Genomic DNA, 21,076 nt, shown 5'->3' with positions numbered 1-21,076 from the left:
CGAACGGAGTGAACGAGAACCGCGGAATAGCGAACGGTGACCGACGGGAGCCGTGAGCGAACGGAGTGAGCGAGAACCGCGGAATAGCGAACGGTGACCGACGGGAGCCGTGAGCGAACGGAGTGAGCGAGAACCGCGGCAAAGCGAACGGTGACCGACGGGAGCCGTGAGCGAACGGAGTGAGCGAGAACCGCGGAATAGCGAACGGTGACCGACGGGAGCCGTGAGCGAACCGAGTAAGCGAGAACTGCGGACGTACGACCAGTGTGTAAATGGTTCCAGTTGTCACGATAGTGGCCACGCGAGGGGAACTGCGTTATGACGGCCACTGCCGCTACCGATACTGTCGAATCTGAAACGTAGGAGAGCGTAGACAACCAGCCGTGTGTCCGTTATTCAGCGAGCGAATCGAACGTCTTCTCGGCCCACTTGACCGCGTACTCCGGGCCGTGATCCCGGTACGCGTCGGTGTCGAGCGCTGCGAACGGAGCCGGTAACTCGAGGCCGTGTTTGATCGCCGCACACGCGAGTTCCGTCGCGTCGGCGAAATCCGTCTCGCCGCGAGCGACGGCCCGAGAGAGGCCGGAGACGCGGTCCTCGAGTCGGTCGCCGGCGTCCTGCCAGGCGTCGAAGAGTTCGGGGTGATCGTCCTGCCACGCCGCAAACTCCTCGCGGGTCTGGAGTCCAACCCAGCCGTCGAACAGCGCCGCAGCAACCTGATAGGTGTCGTTCGGCTCGAGATCGGTCGCTGCGTCGAGCGCGAGGTAGTCCGCCTCGAAGAAGCCGAGGAAGTGTTCTGGCACCTCACACGCGAGTTCGACGAGCGCTTCGGCGATCAGAAAGTCGACGAACGCCTCCGGAGAGCCTTCGACGCGAGCCTTCACGAGAACGAGCGGCGGCTCGGTCTGGCGCGTCCAGACGACGCTGCCGTCGCCGGGCATCCCGATGGTGAGATCCGACCCCGCGTAGCGCGCGAGCAGCGTCGGGGCGTCCGCAGGGAGCCAGTCCGCTGGATAGCCCGCGGGCTCGAGTGCGTCGACGACGAGACCGAGGTCTTCCGCCCGTGCGGGATCCAGCGTCTCGAAATCGCGTGCACAGTCGAGTACCTGTACGTCAGACGCGTACTCGTCGCGAACTGCCTCGACCGGACTCGAGAGATCGCGAGCCTCGAACATTACGCGAGGACGGTCTGGAAGATGACCAGCAGCGACAGCAGTGCTGCGACGGCGATCGTGGTGAGAACGACCTTGGTGGGAGTGCTCATACGCGAACACAGTCAGCCGTCTCGCTTAAATCCATCTTTCTCGCCTAATACGGCGAGCGATTCGCCGGTGAGTCTCGCCCCTCGAGTGGAACACGGATCGTCGTCCGTCACGATCTCGGACCGCGACGGAGACGCGTTCGAACCGAGAGCAACGACTGAAAACCAGTAGTTCACCTGGAACACGCATCTCGTATTATTATCCATGAGAGTCTTGGACAGTAGATTTTGCAGTCGAAGTAATGGGGGTCGGACGATGGATCGGAGGCGACACGATCGGCGAACCCTCGCCAGACCGTACAGAGTCGGGACGGCCGGCAAAACGTCGTCCGAGCACCAGGGGTCATCGTCCGAGCGCTACGAGTCGCCCTCCAACCGCTACGAGTCGTCGTCCGAGCGCCACGAGTCCGGCACGTCGATGACGTACCGCCCGTCTTCTTGCAGCGAGATGATGTACTCCTCGCGGTTGTAGAGCTCCATCAGGTTGAGTTCGTACTGTCCCGGGCTCACGATTTTGATGCTCTCGAACTGCTCGTTGAGCTCCGCGCGGAGTTCCTCGATCGACGGTTGGGCTCCCGACGGTTCGCTGACGACGCGGCCGTGATCCGGCGGCTGCTCACCAGTACCGTCTGCGGGGTCCGGTGATCCCGACGGTCCAGCGGCCCCCGTTTCGGGTGCAGTGGTCCGATCGACGTCGCTGGGGAGGTCGTCCGTCGACACGACCTCGCTTCGCGCGTCGGCCTGTGCCGTGTTCTCGCTCTCCGCGAGCGTCGGCCCGTCCGTCAGCGTCCCATCGTCCTCGAGCGATCCGCCATCGTCGATCGAATCAGCAGGGGGTGACACAGAGCCGGCCCCAGCGTTGTCCCCCTGGATTCCACTGGACGCGTCGCCCGGAGGTGTCGAACGGTCTTCGGGCCGACGGGCGGTCTCCGGCCACTCGGCAAACTCGCCCGGTTCGGAACGCTCGTCAGGGTCGACCGATCCGTCGCTGTCGGGCCACGACCGATCCGTCTGTTGGACTTCGGTTTGTTGGGATCGGTTTGCATCCGCCGATCCGGTCCGAGTTCCGGCCGTCGGTGTGGAGCGATCGTCGACTGTCGGCGATCCGGAGCGATTCGACGCAGTCGGTTGCGACTCCGGTTCAGTACTCGAGTCGTCCGATTCCGACGACATCCACCCACGAACGGTTTCTGCGGCGCGTCCGACGGTTCCGGAGGTGTCGGGGTCCGCGGCTGTGTCGGGTGACTCTGCAGTTCCCGCGCCCGAATCGGCTGCGTTCCTCGCAGTCGACCCGGACGACCCGCTCGTCGCCCGTCCGGACGGGGCGAACTGGAACTTGTTCCCGCCGCAGTCGGGACAGCCCGACAGCATCTCCTTGGAGCCGTCGGGAAACGTGCGGCCGCAGTTCGTACATTCGTGTGGCATTATTCGTGTGACATCAGTCTCGAGAGACGAGCGCGCTGATGAGCGTTTCGTCCTTGTGAAGCGTCTCGATCTGGTTCGCTGGTCCGATGACCGTCAGTTTAGCCGTCGATTCGTCGCCACCCATGATCCGGCCGAGGAGCGAGGAGTCACGCGTCGTGGATTTCGGATAGGTCTCGATCTCGATCCCGTTGAACTCGTCGGGGCTGATCTCGGACATCGTCACCTCGATCAGTTTGCTCTCCTCGTCGGGCGTCAGCCCTTCCTCCAAGATGACGATGTTGCCGTCGTGGACGCCGTCCAAGATCATCCGGATCTTCTCCATCGTCGCCATGTTCTCCATGCGCTCGCCGCTGATCAGGTCGATCTGGACACCGTTGGGAGCGTCCGGGTCGTCCGCGTTAGTTGCTTTTGGCATCCTCGTTCACCCGAAGTACTCCGCGATGTTTTCGTACACTTCGTCCATGTTCTCGCCCTCCTTGGCCGACAGCGGGACCGTCTTGTGCTGTGGGAACGCGTCCTCGATCCGCTTGACGCTCGAGTCGTCGAGGTCGATCTTGTTCGCGAAGATAAGAACCGGGAGATCTCGAGATTCGATGATGCCGATCAGCATCGTGTTGACCTGCGTGATCGGGTCCTCTGCGCTGTCGAGTACGTAGATCACGCCGTCGACGTCCTCGCGCAGCCAGTGCATCGCTTCTGCGACGCCTTCGGTGGCTTCACGGGAGCGACGGATCGCGTCGTCTTCTTCCATCTCGTCGGTGAACTCCTCGTAGTCGACTTTCGTCGTGACACCGGGGGTGTCGACGATGTCGATGGTCACCGACTTGCCGTTGCGCTCGATTTCGACGCCTTCCTTCCGGCGCGCGCGCCGCGTTTCGTGTGGAATGTGACTCTCCGCGCCGATGGCGTCACCGGTCCAGTCACGAGCGATACGATTGGCAAGCGTTGTCTTTCCTGCGTTCGGCGGACCGTAGATGCCGATTCGTTTGGGTTCCTGTTCCGAAAACAGGCGGTCCGTAACCCGAGAGATACTATCTTTGAGTTCTGTGAACAGTCCCATCAGTGGGGCCCTCCAGCACCGCGGGGTGCAGTTGCGCGTACTACAAACTGAATTCACTTAAGCCTACGTCAGACGTGTAGACAATTCAACGCGACAAAGAGTCCGTCCCGCCCGGTGAGGGGGTCGATCGGATACCGTACGGCGTTCCGCGTCGGCCCCGTTCGGTTAGTTGCTCGTCGGAGTTGTCGAGAGTCGTAATTGCTCGTCGAAGTCGTCAAGCTGGGCGACACTACGCACGTTGCACGGACACTACGCACGTTGCACGGACACACGCGGGTACGCGCGAAACCATTGGATTTGGGACGGCTACTGGTAGGCGGTGTGTCCGTTCGATGATGAGTGTTGGTCCGGCTACGACAGCGGTGCGACGACGGCGAGCCAGTTGTGTGTGAGTTTCACGGGATCGAAGAAAGCGCGACACCAGAGTGACTGTGAGACTACGTGAATCGGTGGGGAGGATTCGACGGATTCGGCAGCCACGTGTGGGGAACGATAGCAGTAGACAACCGAGTCGAGACACCCCCACCCCTTCGTTTCAACTGGAGACGGTCGAGGGAGGTGGTAGGCGAGTAGGCGAAATCGATCGCGATCCCGTCGAAAGAAAGCAAGATCGCCTCGAGACCGGAGCGAGAAGAGTTCAGCGGAGGGAATTCGGCAAAAGGGAGCGATCTAGTAACTCGAGACGGTGAGAGAGACAATTCTAGTAGGGACTAGTAACTATATCCACTTTCTCTAGTAAAAAATGCGTTTTGCTAGTGCTACGGACCGTGTTTCTCACCTACTAACTTAAAGATTCCCGTCCTAGAGACACCCCCCTCCCCCCACCCCCTCTGTTGACTCGTTCCACCCGAAACGAAGGGGTGGGGGGCTAGCCCCTCCTCGAGACATTGTTAACATAGGGCTCATGTCATCCTCTAACACACTGCTCTTTCACGTCGTTCGATCACTCGTAGACTGACCTCCCTCTCTTTTCTCCACCTCAGACATACCGGTGCACTCGAGCCACATCGCACTCGCTCTACCGTCCTGTTCGCACGCTTCGAAATTCGCCCTCGCGTTCTCCGACACTCGTTTGCTCGCTACCGAACCGATCGTTCATTTCCTTCTGTACGACAACCACCGGTTCTCCGTTCTCGAGGGCCTGCCTGGTTGGTCGCCACGGTACGTCACCGCTATCGCTTCCGATTTCCCCCGAGTCTCGTCGCCGTCCCGAGTTGTCAACGGCTCCGGCGGATCGAATTCGAGAACTCGCCGTTCTGACGATCCGTACCAACGCCGCCACTCTGGTGCCGGTCCGGCTTCTCCACTGGAATCACCGCACGACTGCTGTTCCAGCTTCCCGTCCGGCTCTCGGTCGATACCAACCGAACACCGGAGGATCCTCAAAGTATGACAATTCTCATACTTCTTTGCTCGGTTCTCGCCCACTGGTGACTGCTCGAAAGGTGTCTGAATTCTGACTACTGCTCTGTCGACCTGAAACGCACGTTCTATCTCACTCCAGCGGCTCCGTGACGCGCTCGTTACATGAAATCGCCTTTCTCAGTGGCTAACGGGCTCGTTCCTCCGAAGATTCGAAAACGGCCGTGGATGGAAGGGAAGAATTTAATAGCATGGTTTTCCTCTGTTTCGTTTGCATCAACTGGACCCAGGTTGGGTGCTTGGAATAGGAGGTTGCCCCAGTCGGGCTATCTACCGCGCAATATTCCTGATTTAGGGTCCGGTCTTCCACTCGAAGCAAGGGGGTATGTACACGACGGATGTCAGACGACAATTCAGAACCGAGAGGCGGAGAGGAGGTCGATAGCGACGAGAGTCCCGGGTTCTCGAACCTCGAGCGATCCGATCTCGACGACGAAGCGTCGAGCCAGGGGCTGTTCGATGACCTGCTCAGCGGCGAACCGATTTTCGAGAACAAGGAAGTGCTTCGGCCGTCCTACACGCCGCACGAACTCCCCCACCGCAGCGATCAGATCAACAAGATGGCGACGATTCTCGTCGCCGCACTTCGCGGCGAGACGCCGTCGAACATCCTCATCTACGGTAAGACCGGAACCGGGAAAACGGCCAGCGCAAAGTTCGTCAGCAAGGAACTCGAGAGCACCTCCCAGAAGTACAGCGTTCCGTGTGACGTCGAGTACATCAACTGCGAGGTCACGGACACGCAGTACCGCGTACTCGCACAGCTCGCGAACAAGTTCATCGAGAAGAACGAGGCCCGAATCGACGACCGGGTCGCCGAACTCGAGGTGCTGCTCGAGGCTCTCGACGAGTACACGACCGACGCCGATGCCGAGCCGGAGCTCGACGCCGAGACGGCTGTTTCCGACGATCCCGCGGAATCAGACCGGTTCGCCGATACGGAGTCTTCCGATCGAGCGACTGCGGTCCCTGCGGACGATGTGGACGCGAACGGACAGTTGCCGGCGGCCCATCCGCTCGAGTCGACTCCCTTCGACTCCAGAGGCGAGGTCGAGACGAAAATCGAGGACCTCGAGGCGGACAAAGAGTCGTTCGAGGAAGTCCCCATGACGGGGTGGCCAACCGACCGGGTCTACAGCGTGTTTTTCGACGCGGTCGATTACGACGAACGGGTCGTCGTCATCATGCTAGACGAGATCGACAAACTCGTCGAGAAGAGCGGTGACGATACGCTCTACAACCTCTCGCGGATGAACTCCGAACTCGAGAACTCCCGGGTCTCCATCATCGGAATCTCGAACGACCTGAAGTTCACCGACTTCCTCGATCCGCGCGTCAAGTCCTCGCTGGGCGAGGAGGAGATCGTCTTCCCGCCGTACGACGCGAACCAGCTGCGCGATATCCTCGAGCACCGGTCGAACGTCGCGTTCAAGCCCGGCGCGCTGTCGGACGACGTGATCCCGCTCTGTGCGGCCTTCGCGGCACAGGAACACGGTGACGCGCGTCGCGCGTTGGATCTCCTTCGGACCGCGGGCGAACTGGCCGAGCGCTCCCAAACGGAGACGATCGTCGAGGAACACGTCCGGCAGGCCCAGGACAAGATCGAACTCGACCGCGTGGTCGAGGTCGTCCGGACCCTCCCCACGCAGTCGAAACTCGTCCTCTTCGCGATCATCCTGCTCGAGAAAAACGGCGTCCACAGCATCAACACGGGCGAGGTGTTCAACATCTACAAACGGCTCTGCGAGGAGATCGACGCCGACGTCCTGACTCAGCGCCGCGTAACCGACCTCATCAGCGAACTCGACATGCTCGGCATTGTCAACGCTGTCGTCGTCTCGAAGGGCCGATACGGCCGGACCAAGGAGATCAGTCTCTCGGTACCGATCGACGAGACGGAGGCCGTCCTCCTCTCTGACTCCCGCCTTTCCGATATCGACGACGTCCAGCCGTTCGTTCAGGCGCGGTTCGAGAACTGACTTCGTTCGTGGCTGCACAACCTCAAGGTCACTCTGTTCGGCAACTCCCGGCTCTGTCCGACGCACCTCTCGACGCCACTCTAGAGCTTCCCTCTCCATTCTGCTCGCCGCCGCTGTCCCTTCGGTCTCTACCTTCCCGGGAGCTACCGACGAACCGATATAGCCGCGGTCACTTCGATTCGACATGAAACGACGGGCCGTTCTCGGTGCGACGGCAGGTCTCGTCTCGCTCGCTGGCTGTGTATTCGTCGACGGCGAGGTCGAGTACGAGCGCGGCGAGATCGAGGTCCTAGTCGACGGGGACCCAGTCAACCTCGAGGCCGACCGATATCAGGCCGAACACGCCGAGAACCACTCGATCGATTTTCACCTCCACGAGCGAGACGAGTACTGGTACATGGAGGGCGAGGAGCCGGTGACGTTCGCCGAGGGGATCGATCTTCTCCCCCATCTCGAGTGTACGCGTGCGAACGGATCCCACGTCGTGACCATCGACGGAACGATTTACGACGGTACCGACGGGGACACCGAACTGACGTTTCTGGTCGACGGCGAATCCGTCGATCCGAGCGAGTACGTGGTCCAGGACGGCGACGACCTCCGACTCGAGATCGACACCGACGTCTGATCGTCGCTCGATTTGCACGTTCACCGATCCGTGCTCGATGATCTGTACTCGACGATTGACCCTCGTTTTCGGCTCAGCGTCGCTCCTCCGGTTTACTTCCACTCGAACGGATGGTCCGTAGTGGCGATTCGCCTCGAAGCCGTTGCATTCACGTAGAAAGAAACGTAGAAAACGGGCGAATCGGGAGCGCAGTCGAGTCGGATCCGTAGGCTCAGTCGCGGTACCGGTTAACCGCGACGGCAATCCCGCCAGTCGCTCCGGCAGCGCCGGTGGATCCGACGAGCCCGACCTGTGCGGCGCTCGAGTCGAGTTCGGTCATCCCAGTGGGACCAATCTCGATTACGGGCGAAGGGGCGAGCATCCCGCCGAGGATCGAGTCGAATGTCAGTCTGATGTGGCCGAGCCACGGAATTCCGAATCTCGCCTTGCCGGTGACCCAGTCGGGGTCGACGACCTCGCTCTGTGGCTCGTTGAAGTTGCCGTACTGCTGGTCGTAGCCGTTGTTGGCGTCGCCTTTCGTAATGAACCCATCGTGGTTCGCGGGACAGGTCTGGAGGTCGTCGCAGGTCGTATCGCCGATGATCTCTTCGTCAGCTTTCGTGTCGACCCAGTTTTCGTCCTCCTCGACCCAGAAGTGCGCCCGGTGGATTATCGGCGTCTGTCGCTCGTCGCCGTTGGGTTGGAAGATGATGACGTCGCCCGGTTGACCGAAGCGCTCGTGGCCGTTTTCGACGCCGTTCTCGAGGGGGACGATCCCGGTGTCACCGGCCGGATCGTCGCCGACGTACCGATCCTCGTCGATGACGAAGATGAGATCGCCTCGTTCCATATCGGGTTCCATGCTGCCGCTCTCGACGGCGACCAGCGGCGGCCAGACCCCGCTGAGCGCGAACAGGAGGAGTCCGATCACGGCGACGATAGCGACGCTGCTCAGGATATCGCGGACGAAGACGACGTTCCCGTCGTTGGATTTCAGGAACCAGCGAACGACGCCGTCGTCCTCGATCGTCACCCGGTCGTCGGTGGCGGCCGTGTCGGCCGTCCCGGCGGAGGTGCCGGCCGACTCTCGAGTCCCGCTGGCCGGATCTCGCTTCGCGTCGGCAACTGGGTTTCGACCCGTGTTTGCGTCCGGATTCTGGCCTCCGTCACCGTCCGGACCTCGACCCGTGTTTGCGTCCGGATTCTGGCCTCCGTCACCGTCCGGACCTCGACCCGTGTTTGCGTCCGGATTCTGGCCTCCGTCACCGTCCGGACCTCGACCCGTGTTTGTATCCGAATCCCGGCGTCCCTCACCGTCCGGATCACCCCGCTTACCGGTGTAGTCACCACGCTCGTCGGGATCGTCAGGCGGGTCACCGGGGTTAGAACCGCTCATCGTCACCCGTTTTGCTGGGGCCTGCAATCAACCTTCTGCTCCGACACCCCGGATCGAGCGCGGCGAACACTGCGGTAGTCGTTTCGCACGATGACCGGACCGGCGCGATGGAAGACGGACACACCTGAATCACTCGTCCGCGTTGCTATTTTAGTTACGGGAATAACTCTACTGGTGCGAACAGTGGACGGTCGGGTCGCCGTCTCGTCCGCCGGTCGGCGAAACGGAACGGTCCCGAGAACTCTCCCATTACGATATCCTTTTCTCCCCGCTCGCGAATACGAATCGTGTGCCACTCGAGGCCTCCGCTCGGATCGTCAGCGAACTCACCAGTCGTGGATACAACGCCGAACGCGAGGCCGTCACGAAACTCGCGTCGGCCGACGACCCGCACGCGACCCTCGAGCGCGTCGTCGAGGAGTTGCCGGCGGACGCGCTGGTCGTTCGGACCGACCACGTCGAAGCCGTCCTCTCGACGACCGACGCGGACGCGAAACCGACAGCGGGCGGGCAGCAACCACCGGTCTCAGCTGACAGCGGAGACCCCTCCGTTTCGACTGGAGATCGAACAGCCGATCCGTCAGACGTGGATGGGGACGCTCCAGTCGAAACAGAGGGGTCGGGGACCGCGAACCGTTCCGTCGATCCCGAGCTGCGTTCGCTCGAGATCGCGGGAGATATGACCGGTGACAGCACCGGAACGGGCGAGTACGAGGATTTCGTCGCCGTCTTTCGGGATCGACTCGAGAAGCTGGGGTCGAAACTGCGGGGGCGAGTCAACCACCGACCCGCGACGGCCATCCAGAAGATGCCAGGCGGCGGCGAGGTCGGGATGGTCGGGCTAGTCAACGACATCCGCTCGACGGCGAGCGGCCACTGGCTGATCGAACTCGAGGACGCGACGGGAACGTTCCCGTGGCTGGTGATGAAAGACCGGGAGTACGCCGACCTGGTGGAAGAACTGCTCTGCGACGAGGTGCTGGCGATGGAGGGGACCCTCGCCGACGACTCCGGGATCGCGTTCGTCGACTCGATGTACTTCCCGGACGTACCACGGACGCACAAGCCGTCGACGGCCGATCGCCACGTGCAGGCGGCGCTGATTAGCGACGTTCACGTCGGAAGCCAGGAGTTCATGCACGACGCCTGGAACGCCTTCGCCGACTGGCTACACACCCCTGAGGCCCAACACGTCGAGTACCTGCTCATCGCGGGCGACATGGTGGAAGGCGTCGGCGTCTACCCGAATCAGGACGAGGAACTCGACGTCGTCGACATCTACGAGCAGTACGAGGTGTTCAACGAGTACCTCAAACAGGTGCCCGGCGACATCGAGATCGTGATGATTCCGGGCAACCACGACGCGGTGCGTCTCGCCGAACCCCAGCCCGGATTCGACGAGAACCTCCGGGAGATCATGTCGGCTCACGACTCGCGGATCGTCAGCAATCCCTCGACGGTGACGCTCGAGGGCGTCTCCGTCCTGATGTACCACGGTGTTTCGTTGGACGAAGTGATCGCGGAACTGCCCGAGGAGAAAGCGAGCTACGACGACCCGCACAAGGCGATGTTCCACCTCCTGAAGAAACGCCACGTCGCGCCCCAGTTCGGGGGCCACACGCGACTCGCACCCGAAGAGGAGGACTTCCTCGTGATGGAGGAGGTGCCCGACATCTTCCACACCGGTCACGTCCACAAACTCGGCTTCGGGAAGTACCACAACGTGCTCGCGATCAACTCCGGCTGCTGGCAGTCCCAGACCGACTTCCAGAAGAGCGTCAACATCGATCCCGACGCCGGTTTTGCGCCGATCGTCGACCTCGATACGCTCGACGTGACGGTCCAGAAGTTCAGCTAAGTTCGCCAGCCCGTTCTATCGCCCCTCCAATTTCGACTCGAACGCGTAGCCGGCATCGGGTTCTCGTTCGAGACGAGCGCTCACTCCCGCTCTTTACCGAATGGATTGGATACACGTCTACCGCGAACTGATCACCGATGGGAGTCTGAAAAGCAGGAAGCCCAGCATAATCCCGAAAACTAGGGCAAACAGAGATGTATACGTGATCGATTGCCCCGCTATCCAGTAAATTATCGCTATGATCGGGATTCCGATTAGTCCTATTAGTAGCGTATCTATTAGCAGACGCTTCATAGTCGTCTAATTCAGTATCATCTGCTAACTATATATGGGTCTTTATTTTTTGATTACTAGTTGTGAATTTGAACTATCTAGTTAACAGGAGTTTTAATATGAATAGAATTATAACTGGTGGTGTATATGGTAGACAAAAAACAATGTGGTGACAAGAGTAAATTATCGATCAATGATAACCGCCGGAATTTTTTAAAGTGCGGTGTCGGTCTCACTGCACTAGGTGCGATACCAGCAACGACCTCGGCAAAATCAACTGACGATTTCGAGTCGGAATTCAAAAGAGCAGCTGATACTGACGATGTCAGCGCTACAACATCTGTACTCTCTCGTACTGATAAATATAATTTGGTCAGGGTTGCGTTTGACGGCAAGATCTGGTTAGGAAAGTTCTACACTAATGGACGGAGGGAAGGACAGCTCGAACTTGCCGAAGTCGGACCGGTCGGTGATGTACATCTCGTAGAAGGTGTCCGATCAAACGAAGCAGCGAACGTTCAGTACAGTATTCAAGAGGATTTTGCCACTACTTCCCTCGCTGTCGTCGAACGATCAACGAATATCGATCGTTCATTAGGAGAGTACTGTAATGAAGACTTCTGTGATGGATTCACGTACGAACACGGACAAACCGGGTTTAGTGTGGAGTTTTCCGACCTCGCTGACGAACTTGGAGTCGGTACTGTCGGTGCCGCTATCGGTGCTTTAGTGGAGATGTACATGAGTAATCGATGGGCAAGATGGATCGGTGGTGCCGTCGGAATTATCGCTGCTGCGATAATCAGCGTTGGTACTGGTAGATCGTACACAATCTCACCTTGGGACCGTGACTCCAGTGGCACGATCGGTGGAATTGGGAGCGGACCACAGGTGCGACTGGGTGTCGGTGCAGGATGGAATTTATACCCTGATGATCTTCAGCGGGTACTCACTAACCGCGGCACACACCTTGGCGAACTCGATTATCGGTGCGGCTAACTGAGGACAACGGACGCGGCGTCCGCTGTGGCACTCGAGTATAATTGTTCGAACCCGAAGACGAGGAAGATAATTGCTTCAGCAGCGAGACCGTCATCACAAACGGGTTGCGGACGGTCTTCAGCACTCAGCGCTTCAGGTTCACCCGCGTGTCTCCGAAGAAGCCGTTCCCCGTCGTCTTCTGCCCGCCAGTTTCGGTTTCGGCGCTCATCGCGCCACCTCCTCGCTCTCGAGTGACTCGTCCGCGGTCTCATCACTCTTGTCTACGGCCTCATCGCCTTCGCCCGCGGTCTCCGCGCCGTCTCCACTGCCGCCCTCGTCGTCACCATCGGAACCGTCGGTGATCACCAGGAAGACGGCGTCGGACTCCAGACGCTGAAGCCGACGACGGAAACCGGCCTCACGCAGCACGCGGGCAGATCGGTGCCGAGCCGTCGCGCCTCTGTGGGGGAACGCTGATGCCCTCGTCGGTGACCGCGGTTGCCTCGCCATCGTCGAACAGGTCGGTCTCGCGGGCGATCGTCCGAGCGGGCTCGAGTTCGTCGTCGGAGGCGTCCTCGAGTTCGATCTCGAGGATGTCCCCGCCACCTGCGACTTCAGCCACGCAACAACAGGAAGCATCACACTTTTTCAGAGAATTGTGTCTGAGGTAACTGAGCTGTTTATCGATGGGGACGAGGATTTGCTCAATCAAGAGCTATGTTAATGAGGAATTGGTGAGGTCGAGCGTGTTGCTGTCGCTGGCGGGGATGAGTGCCACGTCCTCCCCAGCCGATTTCTCCTCACGGGCGCTGCGAGGCGGTTTCACCGCCTCGATGGTCGCGGCGCTATGCGCCGCGCACTGCCTGTTCGGATAGTTCACGGAACCGATGGTTCCGCGCTAACGCTCGTGCCAGAGGCGCTCACTCATCCAAAGGACGACGCTTCACGTCTTCCACGCAGTCGCTCGTGTTACTCGCGACGACCTCGTGCGACTTCGGCCCACGGTTCGCTGTTCGCTCACCGAGAGTCAGCGCACGCCACCGCACGTGGTCCGATCGGTCCGGTCGGTAACGCCGTGCCTTGTACTGCACACGACCCGCCGTTCATCGACGCGGATCGAGGCCAAACCCAGCCATCGGGGACCCCTCGAACCGCAGACCGCGGCTGCGACGCTCGATCCCACGTCTTCAGGGACGGTTATGATTGGATCCATATCGAGCGAGACGAGCGCCTCGAGGACTCTCGGCTCGCAGTCGGCGAACCGGCCCCGTTCGGCAAGCCATCGCTCAAACGCATCGGCAGTCCTTTATTGTCGCCCTCGCCGAAGTGACGGCCGATGCTCTCGACGCTCGGCGTCTTGCTCGTCGCCGGCGGACTGGCAGCGGTGCACGTCGGCGCCGGACGGCTCGAGTTTCTGCGCGGGATGCCTCGAAGCGGGTGGCTCTCGCTCTGTGGCGGCGTCTCCGTCGCCTACGTTTTCGTCCACCTGCTTCCGGAGGTCACGGAACACCAGTCTCGAGTCGTCGAGGCGTTCGAGCCGACGAACGTCGTCCTCGCCGCGACGCACGAACGGTCGCTGTTCGTCGCGGCGCTCGTCGGCTTCACGCTCTTCTACGGACTCGAACAGATCGTTCGCCGGTCGCGCCGTGGATCAGATGGCGAAGCGAGTGCCGGTGAACGGACGATTCGAGCGGTTTCCGGCGTGTTCTGGATCCACATCGGTTCGTTTGCGCTGTACAACGGACTCATCGGCTATCTCTTGCTTCACCGAGAGGAAACCGGGGTCTCGAGTCTGCTGCTCTACGCGGTGGCGATGGGCGTCCACTTCGTCGTCAACGACTACGGGCTGCGTGAACACCACCGAGCCACCTACGATCGGGTCGGTCGCTGGCTGCTCGCCGGTTCGATCCTCGGCGGTGCGGCGGTCGGCGCGCTCGTCGGCGTACCGGAACTCGTGTTGAGCCTCCTGCTCGCGTTTCTGGCCGGCGGCGTCATTCTCAACGTGATCAAGGAGGAACTACCGGCGGATCGTGAAAGCCGGTTCTGGGCGTTCGCTGCCGGCTTAGTGGGATATTCGATTATTCTCCTGCTCGGCTGATGGCTGGTGTTCGGACCGGGGCGTCGACGAACGGCGACGGAACGAGACCGAGCGGCCCCGACGGCGGCCAGTCGCTACGGCTCGAGTCGAAACCGGACCGTCGGTGCGCCTTCGAACCGCGGCCCTTGACCGCGACGTTCGAAGCCGAGTTCTTCGGCGGCGTCCTCGACACCCGTCGTCTCGGGAGAAACCAGCATTTCGACGTTCATCGATTCGCGTTCGGCGAACCGGACGGGTTCGGCGAGCAGCCGTTTGCACGCGTCGGCCGTCCCGTCGAGTTGGGTCACGTGGACGGTGTCTTCTTTCGCGTCGAAGCTGATGAACCCCAGCAGATCCTCCGGATCGGAGCCGTTGTACTGCGATCCCGACACGTCCGCGTTCGGGTCGTGCGTGCCGTCTTCGGCGACGCGCACCGTCCGATCGTGAACCAGATTTCGCATCACGTCGGTCGGTGAGTCGGCGATCGACGCCAGCGCGTCCGCGTCGGCCTCGAGAGCGTCCCGTACGTTCATTAGGGTGTGGTAATGCCACGCACAAACATAAATCCCGCCCGCAACAGTGTCGTTTCGACTTCCAATCGACCGGACGATCGCCGCTCGACACAGCGATCTCGAGCCGGTGAATCGGTGGCCCCTCCGAACGCGCGACCTGTCGGTCACCCGTCCGGTGTACGGCGATTCGAGGCGATCGGTCTCTCCTCGAGAGCGTCGCGACCAGTGGTAAAAATACGAACGATGGGACACAGTTATCTGCGCGCTCTGGTAACGGTCTGGCATATGAGCCACGAGATCGCCACGCCAGTCGCGGACGAGGTGTCAGTATGCGCGTTGTAGCTAAATTCGGAGGAACGAGCCTCGGAAGCGGGGATCGCATCAATCGCGCCGCGGACTCGATCGCGGCGGCCGTCGAGGACGGCCACGAGATCGCCGTCGTTGCCAGTGCGATGGGATCGACGACGGACGACCTGCTCGAGGAGATCACCTTCGAGACCGACGAAGCTGACCGCGCCCAGATCGTCAGTATGGGCGAGCGAACGTCCGTCCGGATGCTCAAGGCCGCCCTCTCTGCTCGAGGCATCGACGCGACCTTCTTCGAACCCGGTGCCGACGGCTGGCCCGTCGTCACCGACGAGTACGGCGAGGTCGACGTCGAGGAGACCCAGAAGCGAGCGCTCGAGGTCGCCGAGGATCTCGACACCACGGTGCCGGTCATCACGGGCTTCCTCGCGGAAGGGCCGGACGGCTCGATCACGACGCTCGGCCGCGGTGGCAGCGACACGACGGCCGTGATGATGGGCAAGTACATGGACGCCGACGAGGTCGTCATCGTCACCGACGTTGAGGGCGTCATGACCGGCGACCCACACGTCGTCGAAGGAGCCCGTAACGTCGGCGAGATTTCCGTCGACGAACTCCGGAACCTCTCGTTCCGCGGAGCCGAGGTCGTCGCGCCCTCCGCGCTGTCGTACAAGGGTGGAAATCTCGATGTCCGCGTCGTCCACTACCAGCACGGCGATCTGCTCTCGGGCGGCACCAGCATCGAAGGCGAGTTCAAGAACCTCGTCGACCTGCGCGAGCGACCGCTCGCTTGCCTAACCGTCGCCGGTCGGGCGATCCGCAACCAGCCGGGGATCTTCAATCACCTCTCGGAGGCGCTCTCCGAGAGCGACATCAACATCGACGCCGTCGCCAGCGGGATGGACACGGTCACGTTCTACATCGACGAGGCGGAGGCCGAACGCGCCGAGAACATCCTCCACCGGGAGGTCATCGCCCGCGACGAACTCTCGAGCGTCACCGTCGACTCGCCTATCGCCGTCGTCCGCGTCACCGGCGGCGAACTCCCCAACCAGCCGGGGATCATCAGCGAGATCGTCAACCCGCTCGCCGAGGAGCGGATCCACCTCCAGGACATCATCACGAGCGCGACCAGCGTCGCCCTCTTCGTCGAATGGGACGACCGTGAGAAGACCCTCGAGTTGACGCAGGACCTCTTCTAGGACGCAGCTCTGTAGTCGTTTTCCGGATTACACCGTATTGCGCAGTCTTGACCGAGACCCTCGTTTCGTCCGCAGTCGCCCTGGTAACCAGTCCGTGAACCGCCGGTAACGCCCTCGTAACGAAAGTCATGAGTGTAACAGCTCTTGTCATGAGCACCGATTCGACTGGTACGGAAGTGTTCGCGGACGTAGAGCCCGATCCCGACGCGGTTCTCGCCGAGTTCGGCGTGGAATCGCCGGACGACCTCGAGGAGAGCGACGGCGCCCACGATACGATCCCGGACGACGAACTCGACGTCGACGATACGACGGCGGCCGAACTGTTCGCCGGCCTCGCGGACCTCGAGACGGCGGACTCGGCGAGCGGGACCGATACTGAATCCGAGGACGACGAACCCGCACCTGACGTCGACGACCTCGGATTCGAATTCGTCGGCGACTCCGACGTGACCGTCCGCGACGACGGCGACGTGATCGAATCCGCGGCAGCTGAACTCGGCGAACTCGTTGCGGGCGACTCGTCGTTCGAGAACGGAACCGACACCGACGACGGTCTCGAGGCGACGGACGCCACCGACGCCGAGCGAACGGTCGAGACCGCCGATTCGACCGCGAAACTCACCGTTCGATCCGAACCCGCGGACGAGTTGGAACTCGTCGGCCCCGGCCCGACGCCGACGCGGGTCACCAACGACGCGTTCAGCGGTCTCGAAGCCGACGTCTGCTGACGTTACTGCTTCGGGGCGACGAATACGAGCCGTTCGTCGCCGTCGTGAGCCCTATCGCCGCTGTCCTCGTGAGCCCCGTCGTCGCTCGAGTCGTCGACTCCGTCCATCGATGCACCGAACCGTCCGTTCTCGGACGGTTCGAGTCGCCAGCGAACACGAGATTCCAGCTAGACTGAACACGCGCGCCGGCGTTGAGTGGGTATGGTTGCCTACAAGTCGAAAGTAGTCGAGCGGATTCAGTTACCCTCACGCGAGCGTCGCGAGCGAGCGCTCGAGGAGGCCGGGTACAACGTCTTCGAACTCGCCGCCGAGGAGGTCTACATTGATCTGCTGACCGACAGCGGTACCGGTGCGATGAGCGACGAGCAATGGGCCGCGTTGATCCGCGGCGACGAGTCCTACGCGGGATCGCGAAGCTTCGACGAACTCGAGTCGGCCGTCCGGGACGTCATGGGGTTCTCGCGGGTCGTGCCGACCCATCAGGGCCGCGGCGCGGAGAACGTCCTCTACGGCGCGCTCCTCTCCGAGGGCGACGTCGCACTCAACAACACCCACTTCGATACGACGCGCGCTCACGTCGCGAATCAGGGGGCGGATCCGGTCGACTGTCCGGTCGAGCGCGCCCACGACCTGACGGTCGACGGCTCGTTCAAGGGGAACTTCTCGCTGGACCGCGCCTGGTCGATCGTCGACGAGGTGGGCGCGGAACGCGTGCCGGTCGTAATTTTGACGATCACGAACAACTCGGCGGCGGGCCAGCCGGTCAGCGTCGCAAACACCCGCCGCGTCCGCGAGTTCGCGGACGAGATCGGCGCGACGTTCGTGATTGACGCCTGTCGCTTCGCAGAGAACGCCGCCTTCGTCAAACAACGCGAGGCGGAGTTTTCTGACGCCACGATCGCCGAAATCGCCCGCGAACAGCTCGGCTACGCCGACGCGCTCGTGATGAGCGGCAAGAAAGACGGACTGGTGAACGCCGGCGGCTTCGTCGCGACCGACGACGAGTCGCTCTTCGAGCGCTGCAAGCAGCGAGCGATCCTCTACGAGGGCTTTCCCACCTACGGCGGGATGTCCGGCCGGGACGTCGCCGCGATGGCCGTGGGGCTCCGGGAGGCCGTCGAGGAGGCCTACGTCACGGACCGCCTCGAGCAGGTCCGAACCTTCGCCGAACTGCTCGAGGATGCCGGCGTGCCGATCTACACGCCGCCCGGTGGCCACGCCGTTTATCTCGACGCGGCGAGCGCGCTTCCGCACGTTCCACCCGCGGAGTTCCCGGGCCAGGCGCTGGTCTGTGCGCTGTATCGGGAGGGCGGCGTTCGTGGCGTCGAACTCGGCAGTTTCGCGTTCCCGGATACCGATCGCCCCGAACTGGTCCGACTCGCGATTCCGCGTCGCACCTACCACCGAGAGCACCTCGAGCACGTGGTCGAGACGGCCACGACCGTCCTCGAAGAGCGCGAGACGGTGTCGGGCCTCGAGATCGTTTCCGAGCCCGAAAACCGCGAGTTACGTCACTTTACGGCGTCGCTCGAGCCGATCTCGAACTGATTGGAGCTGCGGAAGAACGGACCGCCGTCGGCCGTCGGCGACCTAGTTCGAGATGACGCCTCGGGCCCGGTCGCGAAGGCTCGGTTCTTGTTCAGGCTCGCCGCCGAGGCGTCGTTTCGCGACGGTGCGGACGCCCTGTTTTGCGGCCGGGGAGGTCGCGGCGGAGATCGCCCAGTCGGGGACCTGCGATTCGATCTCCGCGCGCTTTTCGTCCTTGAGTTGGCTGTACTTCCGTAACGCGATGCCGACGCCGATGAACAGGCCGGCGTCGACCAGTTCCCGGCGGAACCGGTTCCGATCGTTGCGTACCGCGATCGCTTTGACGAGCGAGAGGCCGCCGATCGCGAGGTAGAGTTTGGAGCGTTTCGATGGGTCGCCGCTGAGTATCCGTCCGAGAGCCATGCGAAGGATCGTACCACGTTCTGTCCGATAAAGCTCCGCCGGAACACGCCTGCAAGGGAGAATCCGAGTTCGCGATCACGCGAGCGGAAACGCGCGGAGGCGAGCGAAGCACCGACAGTCAGAGACGGAGCTCGGTGGTGGACGCCTCTTTCAGCGCTGAATCAGACCCTGTATCCGATCCCGAACGTCGTCCGCGGAGTCGTAGGATTCGTCGTCGACCGGCGCAAGTACGTCCTCGAGGGGTCTCGATCCGTCCTCCGTTTCGACCGCGTGGTCGCCGTAGGCCCCGCGGATATCGTCGGCGGTCGTCGGATACTCGTGTGCCTCGAGGGAGTCGTCGAGCTCGCCGAGCTGTTCGTCCTGCTCGGAATCCGTCGGCTCGGGTTCGTCGTCGCGGTCGCGCGCCTCCTGCAGTTCCCGCTCCCGCTGGCGTCGCTCCTCGTCGTCGGCCTGTTTGTTTCGGGATTTTTTGTCGTCTGCCATCCGCTAATATAGGCGATCGAGGGGGATAACTCTGCGGCCGTCCGTCGCACGCTTCGCTCGACCGAACCGGACGGCTGCGTCTCCGAGAGCACCGACGGGAACGGCCGTGGTCGAGTCGATCGGCCGTTACGACCGGTCGAGCGCCGTGACGCCCCGATACCGCTGGTCGTCGATCGACTCGATCGTGAAGTCGAGCGACTCGTAGAACGGACGAACGCCGTCGTCGAAGCGAACCGTCAGCCGACCCTCGCGCTCGAGCGCCCGTTCCATCAGCGCGCGGCCGATTCCCTTCCCTCGGTGGCGGCGGCGGACGCCGATCGCCGAGACGTGCGCGCCGTAGACGTCGTCGTTGGACTCGAGAACCACCGTGCCGAGAATTCGTTCGCTGCCGTCGTTCGCCTCGAGACCGCCGCGGTGATCGCCGGCGACGAGCACGTCCGCGTTCTCGATTCGGGTTTCGACGTTGCCCGGCTCGAGCATGGCCGCGTCGAGGATGCGTCTCACGTCGAGTGCGTCGTCGGCCGTGGCGGTGCGGACGTGGCCGTCCATCCGTTACGTTCGTCCGTCGATGGTGGCCAACAACTCGTCGATATCGGGCCGATCGAGATTCGTCCGCCCGCGGTAGGCGTTGGCGACGTCGATCTCCCCGTCGTCGTCGATGTCGAAGATGATCGCGACGGGCATTCGACCGACGACGTCGAACTGTTCGCCGAGCGCCCCGAGGCGGATCGGTTGGTCGAAGGTCTCGCCCGCGGTCGCCTCCGGATCGGCACAGAGCGGAAACGGGAGCTCGTAGCGCGTTTGCCACTGTTCAACGCGCTCGCGAGGTTCGGGAACCACCGAAACCACCTGGCAGCCCCGTTCGCGGAACTCCTCGTAGCGGTCGGCGACGGCCCGAACCTGTCGGCGACACTGCCCGGCGTGGTGGTCGCGATGGAGCAACAGCAGGATGGACTCGTGAGCCGTATCGGTCTCCTCGGTCGTCGTGGGATCGGCGGGCTCGACCGGGGCCGCCAGCTCCGCCAGCGTGAGCGGGTCCGGTCCCGGTCCGACGTTCTCGAGCGTTAGTTCCGCGGCGTCACCAGTCATGACTCCGGCTACGAGGCTCGCCCTCAAAACGCTCGGGCTTTCAGCGGTTCCTGTCGATAAGTGGTTCCGACCCGCCCTTGATCAGCCGCAACACCGTCACGTGGTCGCTCTCGACCGGCTGATCCTCCGGCACCGGCCGACCGTCGACGAGGACGCTCACCTCGTGGGGACTGAGATCGATCTCGCCCAACAGTTCCTGATAGGTCGGCGTCGATCCGCCGGTTCCCGCACCGTCGTTCGGGCTCCCAGCGGACACCGCCTCGAGATCGATCTCGTGTGTCTCCTCGCCCTTGACATCGACGGTGACGCGCATAGTCGTCGTTACGAGGCGACCGACTTGAGCGCGTCGCTCGGTTCGGGGCGCACTCGAGGGATGGTTCGGTTTCGTCACGGTCAGTTCGGTTGCGATCGTGGTCAGTTCGGTTTCGGTCACGGTCTCTGCGAGCGGAACGGACGCAGTCGTCGCC

At 62.2% G+C, this 21,076-nt stretch carries 21 protein-coding genes; 8 read left to right on the top strand and 13 right to left on the bottom strand.

Annotated elements, in window-relative coordinates:
* Window positions 1–392: 392 nt before the first annotated feature.
* The 4 genes from ACSFDB_RS18430 to ACSFDB_RS18415 form a co-directional block, all read right to left on the bottom strand.
* On the bottom strand, window positions 393–1,175 hold the full coding sequence (locus ACSFDB_RS18430) for a DUF7089 family protein (protein WP_440772373.1): 783 nt from the start codon (window positions 1,173–1,175) through the stop codon (window positions 393–395).
* 464 nt (window positions 1,176–1,639) lie between these two features.
* Window positions 1,640–2,686 carry a Zn-ribbon domain-containing protein gene (locus ACSFDB_RS18425; RefSeq protein WP_440772372.1) on the bottom strand — a complete coding sequence of 349 codons (1,047 nt, stop codon included), beginning with the start codon at window positions 2,684–2,686 and terminating at the stop codon, window positions 1,640–1,642.
* 13 nt (window positions 2,687–2,699) lie between these two features.
* Window positions 2,700–3,101: a DUF2073 domain-containing protein gene (locus ACSFDB_RS18420; RefSeq protein WP_006092809.1), complete on the bottom strand. Its 402-nt coding sequence runs from the start codon at window positions 3,099–3,101 to the stop codon at window positions 2,700–2,702.
* A gap of 6 nt (window positions 3,102–3,107) precedes the next feature.
* Window positions 3,108–3,746 (bottom strand): Era-like GTP-binding protein, encoded by a 639-nt coding sequence (locus tag ACSFDB_RS18415; protein ID WP_006092808.1) that lies wholly within the window; start codon window positions 3,744–3,746, stop codon window positions 3,108–3,110.
* 1,760 nt (window positions 3,747–5,506) lie between these two features.
* Here ACSFDB_RS18415 and ACSFDB_RS18410 point away from each other — a divergent pair.
* Complete coding sequence (locus ACSFDB_RS18410; RefSeq protein WP_440772371.1) at window positions 5,507–7,147, top strand: Cdc6/Cdc18 family protein; 1,641 nt, start codon at window positions 5,507–5,509, stop codon at window positions 7,145–7,147.
* A 184-nt stretch (window positions 7,148–7,331) separates the two neighbouring features.
* Window positions 7,332–7,775 carry a hypothetical protein gene (locus ACSFDB_RS18405; RefSeq protein WP_440772370.1) on the top strand — a complete coding sequence of 148 codons (444 nt, stop codon included), beginning with the start codon at window positions 7,332–7,334 and terminating at the stop codon, window positions 7,773–7,775.
* Window positions 7,776–7,986: 211 nt separating this feature from the next.
* Here ACSFDB_RS18405 and ACSFDB_RS18400 read toward each other — a convergent pair whose 3' ends face one another.
* The gene (locus ACSFDB_RS18400; RefSeq protein WP_440772369.1) at window positions 7,987–9,150 is read right to left on the bottom strand and encodes a S24/S26 family peptidase; all 1,164 of its coding nucleotides are present in this window, start codon (window positions 9,148–9,150) and stop codon (window positions 7,987–7,989) included.
* A 289-nt stretch (window positions 9,151–9,439) separates the two neighbouring features.
* Here ACSFDB_RS18400 and ACSFDB_RS18395 point away from each other — a divergent pair, with 289 nt between their 5' ends.
* Together ACSFDB_RS18395 and ACSFDB_RS18390 are read left to right on the top strand one after the other, a co-directional pair.
* Entirely contained in the window at window positions 9,440–11,008 is a 1,569-nt protein-coding gene (locus ACSFDB_RS18395) for a DNA-directed DNA polymerase II small subunit (RefSeq protein WP_440772368.1), read from the top strand.
* A gap of 420 nt (window positions 11,009–11,428) precedes the next feature.
* On the top strand, window positions 11,429–12,280 hold the full coding sequence (locus tag ACSFDB_RS18390) for a hypothetical protein (RefSeq protein ID WP_440772367.1): 852 nt from the start codon (window positions 11,429–11,431) through the stop codon (window positions 12,278–12,280).
* Between the two features lie 207 nt (window positions 12,281–12,487).
* On the opposite strand, the gene ACSFDB_RS18385 is transcribed toward ACSFDB_RS18390, so the two are convergent.
* Window positions 12,488–12,628 carry a hypothetical protein gene (locus tag ACSFDB_RS18385; RefSeq protein ID WP_440772366.1) on the bottom strand — a complete coding sequence of 47 codons (141 nt, stop codon included), beginning with the start codon at window positions 12,626–12,628 and terminating at the stop codon, window positions 12,488–12,490.
* Window positions 12,629–12,680: 52 nt separating this feature from the next.
* Complete coding sequence (locus ACSFDB_RS18380; RefSeq protein ID WP_440772365.1) at window positions 12,681–12,884, bottom strand: hypothetical protein; 204 nt, start codon at window positions 12,882–12,884, stop codon at window positions 12,681–12,683.
* A 714-nt stretch (window positions 12,885–13,598) separates the two neighbouring features.
* Between ACSFDB_RS18380 and ACSFDB_RS18375 the strand changes: the two genes are divergently transcribed.
* Complete coding sequence (locus ACSFDB_RS18375; protein WP_440772364.1) at window positions 13,599–14,360, top strand: hypothetical protein; 762 nt, start codon at window positions 13,599–13,601, stop codon at window positions 14,358–14,360.
* Between the two features lie 74 nt (window positions 14,361–14,434).
* Here ACSFDB_RS18375 and ACSFDB_RS18370 read toward each other — a convergent pair whose 3' ends face one another.
* A complete protein-coding gene (locus tag ACSFDB_RS18370; RefSeq protein WP_440772363.1) occupies window positions 14,435–14,872 on the bottom strand; it encodes a hypothetical protein in 438 nt (145 codons plus the stop codon).
* 308 nt (window positions 14,873–15,180) lie between these two features.
* On the opposite strand from ACSFDB_RS18370, the gene ACSFDB_RS18365 reads away from it, so the two are divergent.
* The 3 genes from ACSFDB_RS18365 (at window position 15,181) to ACSFDB_RS18355 (ending at window position 18,635) form a co-directional block, all read left to right on the top strand.
* Window positions 15,181–16,359, top strand: a complete 1,179-nt coding sequence (locus ACSFDB_RS18365) for an aspartate kinase (protein WP_440772362.1) — start codon at window positions 15,181–15,183, stop codon at window positions 16,357–16,359.
* Window positions 16,360–16,508: 149 nt separating this feature from the next.
* Window positions 16,509–17,087: a hypothetical protein gene (locus ACSFDB_RS18360; RefSeq protein WP_440772361.1), complete on the top strand. Its 579-nt coding sequence runs from the start codon at window positions 16,509–16,511 to the stop codon at window positions 17,085–17,087.
* A gap of 201 nt (window positions 17,088–17,288) precedes the next feature.
* Entirely contained in the window at window positions 17,289–18,635 is a 1,347-nt protein-coding gene (locus ACSFDB_RS18355; RefSeq protein ID WP_440772360.1) for a tryptophanase, read from the top strand.
* 42 nt (window positions 18,636–18,677) lie between these two features.
* Here ACSFDB_RS18355 and ACSFDB_RS18350 read toward each other — a convergent pair whose 3' ends face one another.
* From ACSFDB_RS18350 to samp2, 5 genes are all read right to left on the bottom strand, one after another.
* On the bottom strand, window positions 18,678–19,037 hold the full coding sequence (locus ACSFDB_RS18350; RefSeq protein ID WP_440772359.1) for a hypothetical protein: 360 nt from the start codon (window positions 19,035–19,037) through the stop codon (window positions 18,678–18,680).
* Between the two features lie 150 nt (window positions 19,038–19,187).
* Window positions 19,188–19,520 (bottom strand): DUF5789 family protein, encoded by a 333-nt coding sequence (locus tag ACSFDB_RS18345; protein ID WP_440772358.1) that lies wholly within the window; start codon window positions 19,518–19,520, stop codon window positions 19,188–19,190.
* Window positions 19,521–19,646: 126 nt separating this feature from the next.
* The gene (locus tag ACSFDB_RS18340; protein WP_440772357.1) at window positions 19,647–20,069 is read right to left on the bottom strand and encodes a GNAT family N-acetyltransferase; all 423 of its coding nucleotides are present in this window, start codon (window positions 20,067–20,069) and stop codon (window positions 19,647–19,649) included.
* A gap of 3 nt (window positions 20,070–20,072) precedes the next feature.
* Window positions 20,073–20,609, bottom strand: a complete 537-nt coding sequence (locus ACSFDB_RS18335) for a redoxin domain-containing protein (RefSeq protein WP_440772356.1) — start codon at window positions 20,607–20,609, stop codon at window positions 20,073–20,075.
* 40 nt (window positions 20,610–20,649) lie between these two features.
* A complete protein-coding gene (gene samp2 / locus ACSFDB_RS18330; RefSeq protein ID WP_440772538.1) occupies window positions 20,650–20,922 on the bottom strand; it encodes a ubiquitin-like small modifier protein SAMP2 in 273 nt (90 codons plus the stop codon).
* Window positions 20,923–21,076 lie beyond the last annotated feature (154 nt).

The sequence above is a fragment of the Natronorubrum amylolyticum genome (assembly GCF_052040145.1).
Classification (GTDB): Archaea; Halobacteriota; Halobacteria; order Halobacteriales; family Natrialbaceae; genus Natronorubrum.
Note: the sequence above shows the minus strand (reverse complement) of the source record. Positions and strands in the feature narration are given on the sequence as shown.

What these genes read in the sequence shown, in the direction of transcription:
- ACSFDB_RS18430 (WP_440772373.1), bottom strand. Translation starts at nt 1,175, where the DNA reads ATGTTCGAGGCTCGCGATCTCTCGAGTCCGGTCGAGGCAGTTCGCGAC.
- ACSFDB_RS18425 (WP_440772372.1), bottom strand. Translation starts at nt 2,686, where the DNA reads ATGCCACACGAATGTACGAACTGCGGCCGCACGTTTCCCGACGGCTCC.
- ACSFDB_RS18420 (WP_006092809.1), bottom strand. Translation starts at nt 3,101, where the DNA reads ATGCCAAAAGCAACTAACGCGGACGACCCGGACGCTCCCAACGGTGTC.
- ACSFDB_RS18415 (WP_006092808.1), bottom strand. Translation starts at nt 3,746, where the DNA reads ATGGGACTGTTCACAGAACTCAAAGATAGTATCTCTCGGGTTACGGAC.
- ACSFDB_RS18410 (WP_440772371.1), top strand. Translation starts at nt 5,507, where the DNA reads ATGTCAGACGACAATTCAGAACCGAGAGGCGGAGAGGAGGTCGATAGC.
- ACSFDB_RS18405 (WP_440772370.1), top strand. Translation starts at nt 7,332, where the DNA reads ATGAAACGACGGGCCGTTCTCGGTGCGACGGCAGGTCTCGTCTCGCTC.
- ACSFDB_RS18400 (WP_440772369.1), bottom strand. Translation starts at nt 9,150, where the DNA reads ATGAGCGGTTCTAACCCCGGTGACCCGCCTGACGATCCCGACGAGCGT.
- ACSFDB_RS18390 (WP_440772367.1), top strand. Translation starts at nt 11,429, where the DNA reads ATGGTAGACAAAAAACAATGTGGTGACAAGAGTAAATTATCGATCAAT.
- ACSFDB_RS18375 (WP_440772364.1), top strand. Translation starts at nt 13,599, where the DNA reads ATGCTCTCGACGCTCGGCGTCTTGCTCGTCGCCGGCGGACTGGCAGCG.
- ACSFDB_RS18370 (WP_440772363.1), bottom strand. Translation starts at nt 14,872, where the DNA reads ATGAACGTACGGGACGCTCTCGAGGCCGACGCGGACGCGCTGGCGTCG.
- ACSFDB_RS18365 (WP_440772362.1), top strand. Translation starts at nt 15,181, where the DNA reads ATGCGCGTTGTAGCTAAATTCGGAGGAACGAGCCTCGGAAGCGGGGAT.
- ACSFDB_RS18360 (WP_440772361.1), top strand. Translation starts at nt 16,509, where the DNA reads ATGAGCACCGATTCGACTGGTACGGAAGTGTTCGCGGACGTAGAGCCC.
- ACSFDB_RS18355 (WP_440772360.1), top strand. Translation starts at nt 17,289, where the DNA reads ATGGTTGCCTACAAGTCGAAAGTAGTCGAGCGGATTCAGTTACCCTCA.
- ACSFDB_RS18350 (WP_440772359.1), bottom strand. Translation starts at nt 19,037, where the DNA reads ATGGCTCTCGGACGGATACTCAGCGGCGACCCATCGAAACGCTCCAAA.
- ACSFDB_RS18345 (WP_440772358.1), bottom strand. Translation starts at nt 19,520, where the DNA reads ATGGCAGACGACAAAAAATCCCGAAACAAACAGGCCGACGACGAGGAG.
- ACSFDB_RS18340 (WP_440772357.1), bottom strand. Translation starts at nt 20,069, where the DNA reads ATGGACGGCCACGTCCGCACCGCCACGGCCGACGACGCACTCGACGTG.
- ACSFDB_RS18335 (WP_440772356.1), bottom strand. Translation starts at nt 20,609, where the DNA reads ATGACTGGTGACGCCGCGGAACTAACGCTCGAGAACGTCGGACCGGGA.
- samp2 (WP_440772538.1), bottom strand. Translation starts at nt 20,922, where the DNA reads ATGCGCGTCACCGTCGATGTCAAGGGCGAGGAGACACACGAGATCGAT.